Source organism: Thiocapsa sp. (genome assembly GCF_035467215.1).
Lineage (GTDB): Bacteria > Pseudomonadota > Gammaproteobacteria > Chromatiales > Chromatiaceae > Thiocapsa.
The window spans coordinates 1-7,026 of sequence record NZ_DATITZ010000227.1 but is presented as its reverse complement, the minus strand read 5'-3'; the positions used below and the strand labels follow the sequence as shown (position 1 = coordinate 7,026).

4 protein-coding genes are annotated in these 7,026 nt (G+C 63.9%); 2 read left to right on the top strand and 2 right to left on the bottom strand.

Annotation, left to right across the window (positions count from 1 at the left end; translation table 11 throughout):
- Positions 1–258: 258 nt before the first annotated feature.
- On the bottom strand, positions 259–3,414 hold the full coding sequence (locus VLR48_RS13000; RefSeq protein ID WP_325292202.1) for an efflux RND transporter permease subunit: 3,156 nt from the start codon (positions 3,412–3,414) through the stop codon (positions 259–261).
- A 96-nt stretch (positions 3,415–3,510) separates the two neighbouring features.
- Positions 3,511–4,689, bottom strand: coding sequence for an efflux RND transporter periplasmic adaptor subunit (locus VLR48_RS12995; RefSeq protein ID WP_325292201.1), 1,179 nt, complete (start codon positions 4,687–4,689; stop codon positions 3,511–3,513).
- A gap of 197 nt (positions 4,690–4,886) precedes the next feature.
- Here VLR48_RS12995 and VLR48_RS12990 point away from each other — a divergent pair, with 197 nt between their 5' ends.
- Both VLR48_RS12990 and VLR48_RS12985 read left to right on the top strand, forming a co-directional pair.
- Positions 4,887–5,483, top strand: coding sequence for a TetR/AcrR family transcriptional regulator (locus VLR48_RS12990; protein WP_325292200.1), 597 nt, complete (start codon positions 4,887–4,889; stop codon positions 5,481–5,483).
- A 1,092-nt stretch (positions 5,484–6,575) separates the two neighbouring features.
- Positions 6,576–6,773, top strand: coding sequence for a DUF2283 domain-containing protein (locus VLR48_RS12985; RefSeq protein ID WP_213462057.1), 198 nt, complete (start codon positions 6,576–6,578; stop codon positions 6,771–6,773).
- Positions 6,774–7,026: the final 253 nt, after the last annotated feature.

Here is a 7,026-nt window from a genome sequence, read left to right as displayed (position 1 = left end):
TGGAGGCGACCTACAGCCGGGATTTTCATTGAACCTAAACCGCGCCCGGCGCGGTATGCGTCGTTTGTTGAATTGGCTTGGCCGCGCCGGCTCCGATCATTGTCGGAGCCGGCGCGGTTTAAGGTATTAAAAAATATAAATTTCTAAACCGCGTCTCCGCTAAGAGCCGTGGATGCACCCAACGTCGAACTCACGCGAAAGTGAGCATCTCGCTCTGGACGCGGTTTAGGTCAACGTCGACGCCGGGCCGCGCGCTGCTCAGGTCTCTGCCGGTGACGGTGTCGGCGCTGCTACGATCGCCTGCCCCGATGCCTCCCGAGCCGTCCGCCGATCCAACCGCGACCGGATCGCCACGAAGAAGAGCGGCACGAACAGGATGTTGAGCAAGGTCCCGGCGACGACACCCCCGAGCACGCCCGTACCGATCGCGTTCTGCGCCCCCGAGCCAGCCCCCGAGCTGATGGCGAGTGGTACCACGCCGAAGCCGAAGGCGAGCGAGGTCATGAGGATCGGCCGCAACCGCATCCGCGCCGCCTCCAGGGCCGCGGCGACCGCGTCCTTGCCTTGCTCCTGAAGCGTCTTGGCGAACTCCACGATGAGGATGGCGTTCTTCGCAGAGAGTCCGATGGTCGCGAGCAGTCCGACCTGGAAATAGATGTCGGCCGGCAGTCCGCGTCCGGTGACGGCGAGTACGGCACCCAGAACCCCGAGCGGCACCGCCAGGATGACCGCGAAGGGCACCGACCAGCTCTCGTAGAGTGCGGCCAGCGCCAGAAAGACCACCAGCGCCGAGAGCGCATAGAGCAGGGGCGCCTGCGCACCGGCGGCGCGCTCCTCGAACGACAGCCCGGTCCATTCCAGACCGATCCCGGGCGGGAGCTTGGTCACCAACGCCTCGACCGCCTCCATCGCCTCGCCCGAGCTCACACCTGGCGCGGCCTGACCCATCACCTGCGCGGAGGGCAGACCGTTGTAGCGCTCCAAGCGGGGCGAGCCGAAGACCCAACTGCCGCTGGCGAAGGCGGAGAAGGGCACCATCTCGCCGTCGGCGTTGCGGGCATGCCAGTCGTCCAGGTCCTCGGGCAACATCCGATAGGGCGCGTCGGCCTGGAGATAGACCTTCTTCACCCGACCCTCGTGGACGAAGTCGTCGACATAGGCGCTACCCCAAGCGGCGGAGAGCGCGGTGTTGATGTCCGCGAGCGAGAGCCCGAGCGCGCCGGCCTTGGTGCGGTCGATCTCGACCTTGAACTGCGCCTCGTCCTCGCGTCCGTTGGGTCGGACCGCGGCGAGGGCGGGGTCGGCGTTCGCCATCCCGAGGAACTGCCCGCGCGCCGCCATCAGGGCCTCGTGACCGATCCCGCCGCGGTCCTGAAGCTGGGCGTCCCATCCCGTTCCGGTGCCGAGCTCGATGACGGCCGGCGGGACGAAGGCGAAGACCTGCGCATCGCGGATCTGCGAGAAGGCCTGCATCGCCCGCCCGGCGACCGCCTTCACCTTCAGGTCCGGCCGTTTGCGCTCGTCCCAATCCTTCATGCGCACGAACCCGAACGCCATGTTCTGGCCCTGTCCGGCGAAGCTGAAGCCGGCCACGGTGATGAGCTCCTGGACCGCCTCGGACTCATCTTCGAGGAAGTGGCGCTCGACCTCGCGCAGGACTTCAAGCGTGCGCTCGCGTGTCGCGCCGGCGGGCAGCATCACCTGGGTGATGAGGATGCCTTGGTCCTCGTCCGGCAGGAAGGCGGTCGGCAGGCGCGCATAGGACAGACCCAGGCCGATCACGAGCATGAGATAGACCGCGAGGAACAGCTTGCGTCGTCCCAGGATGCCCTGCACACCCTTGATGTAGCCGCCGGTGCCACGGTTGAAGTTGCGGTTGAACCAGCCGAAGAAGCCGCGTCGCTCGCCCTGATGTCCGGGCTTGAGCAGGGTCGCCGCCAGGGCCGGGCTCAGGGTCAGGGCGACCACCACGGACAGCAGCATGGCCGAGACGATGGTGATGGAGAACTGCCGGTAGATGACTCTGGTCGAGCCGCCGAAGAAGGCCATGGGCACGAAGACGGCGGACAGCACCAGCGCGATGCCGATCAGGGCACCGGTGATCTGATCCATGGAGCGGCGTGTCGCCTCCTTGGGCGGCAGACCCTCCTCGTGCATGACGCGCTCGACGTTCTCGACCACCACGATGGCGTCGTCCACCAGCAGACCGATCGCCAGCACCATCGCGAACAGGGTCAGGGTATTGATCGAATAGCCGAAGGCCGCCAGCACGCCGAAGGTTCCGAGCAGCACCACCGGGACGGCGAGCGTCGGGATCAGTGTCGCGCGGAAGTTCTGCAGGAACAGATACATGACCAGGAAGACCAGGATCACGGCCTCGATCAGGGTCTTGATCACCTCGCCGATGGAGATCTTCACGAAGGGCGTCGTGTCGTAGGGAAACACCGCCTCGACCCCGGCCGGGAAGAAGGGTGCCAGCTCATCGAGCCGTGCGCGGACGGCCGCGGCGGTCTCCAGCGCATTGGCCCCGGTCGCCAGACGGATCGCCATGCCGGCGGCCGGGCTGCCCTTGTGGAAGGCGGCGGTGTTGTAGCTCTCGCTGCCCAGCTCGATGCGGGCCACATCGCGCAGATAGACCGTGGAGCCGTCGGCCGAGGTACGCACCCGGACCGCGCCGAATGCCTCGGGCGTGTTGAGTCGGCTCTGCACGTTCACGGTGGCGTTGAGCCGCTGGCCGGGCTCGGCCGGAACCGCGCCGAGTTGACCGGCCGAGATCTGGGCGTTCTCGGCCTTGATCGCGGTCGCGACATCGGTCGGCGTCAGACCGAACTGATTGAGCCGGTTCGGGTCGAGCCAGATGCGCATTGCATACTGGGCACCGAAGAGCGTGATCTCCCCGACACCGGGCACGCGGCTGAGCGGATCCTTGACCAGGCTGGCCATGTAGTCGCTCATGTCCGCGCTTTCGAGCCGCCCGTCGCGCGAGACGAAGGCGACGACCATCATGAAGTTGCGCACCGATTTGGCCACCTGCAACCCCTGCTGGGTCACCTGCGCGGGCAAGAGCGCCGTGGCCGTCTGCAGCTTGTTCTGGACCTGCATCTGGGCGACGTCGGGATTCGTGCCGTTCTCGAAGGTCAGGGTGACCGTCGCGATCCCGGTCGACTCGCTCGTCGAGGACATGTAGCGCAGCCCGTCGAGCCCGTTCATCTGCTGCTCGATGACCTGCGTCACCGAGTCCTGCAGCGTCTGGGCCGAGGCACCCGGATAGTTGGCGGTGACGGAGATCGCCGGCGGCGCGATGCTCGGATACTGAGCGACCGGGAGGGTCAGAATCGACAGCACCCCGGCGAGCATGATGACGATCGCGATGACCCATGCGAAGACGGGTCGATCGATGAAGAAACGGGCCATGGGGTTGGAGTCCTTGGTTCGGGAATGTGGGTAGCGGCGGGCTGTCGGCCGTCAGCATGTAGGGGCGACTTTAGTCGCCCGAATCATGCCGAAAGCTCACTTCACCGCCGCAAAACCGGGCTGATCGCTGACGTCCATGACGCGAACCTGCGTTCCCGGCCGCGCCTTCTGGCTGCCTTCGACGATGACGCGATCGCCGGCTTGAAGACCGGCCTCGACGAGCCAGTGGTCGCCGATGGTGCGTTCGGCTTCGATCTTGCGCTCCTCCACCGTGCCCTCGTCGTTCACGACCAGGGCGATCGGGTTGCCTCGGCGGTCGTGCTGAACACCTTGCTGCGGGACCAGGATGGCATCTTCGCGAACCCCTTCTTCAACCTGCGCACGCACGAACATCCCCGGCAGCAGCTCCTCGTCCGGGTTCGGGACGGTCGCGCGCAACGTGACCGTTCCGGTCCCCTGGTCGACCGTGACCTCGGAGGATTCCAGGCGCCCCGCATGCGGATGGACCCTGCCGTCCTCCAGGATGAGCGTCACCTTCGCCTGCTCGCCGTCCGGCGTCTCCAGGCGACCGTCGGCCAAGGCGCGCCGCAGCTTGAGCAGCTGGGTGCTGGATTGGGTGAGGTCGACGTAAATGGGATCGATCTGCTGCACGGTCGCAAGCTCCTCGGCCTGGTTGGCCGTCACCAAGGCACCTTGGGTGACGGTGGAGCGGCCGATCCGCCCGGCGATCGGCGACTCGACCCGGCTATAGGCCAGATCGATCTGTGCACGCTCCAAGGCGGCCTGATCAACGGCGACACTGGCCACGGCCTCCTTCAGGGCCGCCTGGGTGTCGTCGTTGTCCTCCTGACTCACCGCCTTGGACTTGGCGAGGAGCGCATAGCGATCGGCCTTCAGTCGCGCCCGATCCAAGGTCGCCTGCGAGCGTGCCAGCGCGGCCTCGGCGCTGTCATAGGCCGCCTGGTAGACGGCCGGGTCGATCTGATAGAGGACCTGGCCCGCGCTGATCTCCCCACCTTCGGTAAAGAGCCTTTCTTGGATAAGGCCGCTGACGCGCGGTCGCACCTCGGCGATCCGATAAGGTACGGTGCGGCCGGGAAGCTCGGTCGTCAGCGTGGTCGGGCGGGCGACGATCGTGACCGTACCGACCTCGGGCGGCGGAGGTGCCGCGGACGTGGCGCTGCCGGCAGGCGTCTGATCGCATCCGGCGAGGAGCAGTGCGATGCCGATCCGCATAGCGAGGGCGATGCCGATCTGACGGCGGGTGGATCCCATGAGATACCTCGAAGCGCGTTGTCGAAGTCGGGCGTTGACTCGTGTAGAGTGAACGTTCATTCTAGTCTGTGACCGAACTTTAGACCCGCGAGTCGACGAGGTCAAGGTGTAAAGTGGCGCGCGCGGCTCGGGCCGTTGCGGCGCCGTTATCAAAGAGCGCCCGCGCAACGGCGCGAACAGGCAGCGGAGGAGGAAGAATGCAAGGGCCGAATCAAGAGCAGGAACCCAACCGCGGTCAGGCGAGGCGCCAACAGATCCTCGACGCCGCGGCCGCGTGTTTCGTGCGCGAAGGGTTTCACGGGACCAGCATCGCGAAGATCTCGAAGGCGGCCGGCATGAGTGCGGGCCACATCTATCACTTCTTCAAGAGCAAGGAGGCGATCATTGGCGCCCTCGTGGAGCGCAAGCTGGACTGCTCGCTCGAGATGGTCCTTCAATTCGAGAGCGAGGACGACCTCTTCCAGGCCATGATCGACCGGGTCGAGGTCGGTCTGAACGAGAAGACCGACCTGAACAAGGCCGCGCTGGAGATGGAGATCCTCGCCGAGGCCGCCCGCAATCCGGCCGTCGCCGAGATCGTGCGCGCCGCCGATGCCGCCAAGCGCGAGCGACTCTGCGCCCTGCATCGTGCCGCCCGGCAAGCTCGCGGGATGGAGCTCGGTGATGCCGACGCGTCGATCGAGGTCATCATGGCACTCTTCGACGGGCTGTCGGGTCGCGCCATCAGCCACCCTGATCTCGACAAGGCGGCGCTGCTGCCGCTGCTGCGGAGCGCCTTGCGCACACTCCTCTGACCCTTGGTCTGCCCGTCGACGCGTGTCCCACGATTGATTGGCGCCGAGCCGCCCGGCAACCGTCGGCCGGATCGCGAGACAGGCCACGCAACCCCGGCGACCTCCCGAAACGGCCGGAGCCAACCTCGGCGACACCCCGGTCCACCCCCGCCACGCCCCATCGAGCGCAGCCCCCCTGGGATCGACGACTTGCAGTCGTCCTCTTCCGCCGCCCTGACAGGCACGAGCATCGAGTCCAACCCGACGGTCCCGAGAACCGCGCTGCACACACTTCAGCAGAGCCTCTGATCGAGACCATTACGCGGAATGTTGACTTGAGGCATCCTTAGGCTAATCTTGACCGGCGCTGAATGAAACTCAGAACACGTCGGCGATGAATAACCACGGTGAACTTCGGTGCCTCCAAAAATTCGTGAAATGAGAGACAGTGCCAGATACGCAAAGATCGTTGAATGGTCCGAGGAAGATGGCTGTTATGTGGGAAGCTGCCCCGGTTTAATGCTCGGAGGCTGCCACGGCGACGACGAGAAGGCTGTCTTCGAGGAGCTTTGCCAAATTGTGGAGGAAATGATTGAACTCTACAGGTGCGATAATAAGCCGCTTCCTCGGGCGACGTCTGGAAAGGATTTCGCGAATCTGTTGCAGAAGGTCGCCTAATGAATAAGGTTGGGTCGAGTAAGCTTCGCTTGTGAGCCTTGGCTTCCGACAGGTCTCACGCCAAGGACATCTTTGGAACTGCTGGAACGGAATTAGGTAAACTGTCCCCGTAATTGGGCGAGAGCAAAAGGGGCGGGGTCGGCTAAATGGTGACCCCTTATCTCGCGCGATAATTCAGGTATGCCGAGAAGGATGGCGCACGGTGAAATGTACAAAGTACTTCCAGTCAGTCCGAAGTCGGCCGGACCGCTCGATAATAAAAGACGAGTGGATTCAGCGCGTCATCGAAACTCCGGAGCGAGAATACGTCCAAGCAGATGGCAGGATTCGCCGATGGGCGCGAATAGACGAACATGATTCAAGATACCTGAGAGTAGTCCTTCTACCTGACAACGTGACTGTTCATAATGCATTTTTCGACCGTGGATACAAACCATGAAAGTGAAGTATTTCGACGATACAGACACGCTCTATATTGAGTTTCGAGACAGCGGCATCGCTGAATCTAAGGATTTGGACGAAAACACTACGCTGGATGTCGACAGCAAAGGCAACGTCTGCGCCATCACCTTCGAGCACGCAAGTCAACGTACTGACGTTCGTCGTGTGGCTCTTGAAGGTATAGCGGCATAATAGGTCCATCCGCCGACGCCTGGAAGCGGTGCGGCGGATAGGCAGCGTTGGGCAGAGAAAACAAATAGGCAGGGATGAAGTGCATTTAATCGAAAGAAGGGAAGCGAGAAAGCGTGGTCTGTGATGCGCCAGGACAAACTGGCAAGAGGTAGTCGATGAAAGTTCGATACGAAATAGAAATGGCGATTCGTTTCGGCCCCGAGTCATGGGGGATATGCCGTGAGGCGTAGCTCCAAGCGTTGACAGGGGAAAC

What these genes read in the sequence shown, in the direction of transcription:
- VLR48_RS13000 (WP_325292202.1), bottom strand. Translation starts at nt 3,414, where the DNA reads ATGGCCCGTTTCTTCATCGATCGACCCGTCTTCGCATGGGTCATCGCG.
- VLR48_RS12995 (WP_325292201.1), bottom strand. Translation starts at nt 4,689, where the DNA reads ATGGGATCCACCCGCCGTCAGATCGGCATCGCCCTCGCTATGCGGATC.
- VLR48_RS12990 (WP_325292200.1), top strand. Translation starts at nt 4,887, where the DNA reads ATGCAAGGGCCGAATCAAGAGCAGGAACCCAACCGCGGTCAGGCGAGG.
- VLR48_RS12985 (WP_213462057.1), top strand. Translation starts at nt 6,576, where the DNA reads ATGAAAGTGAAGTATTTCGACGATACAGACACGCTCTATATTGAGTTT.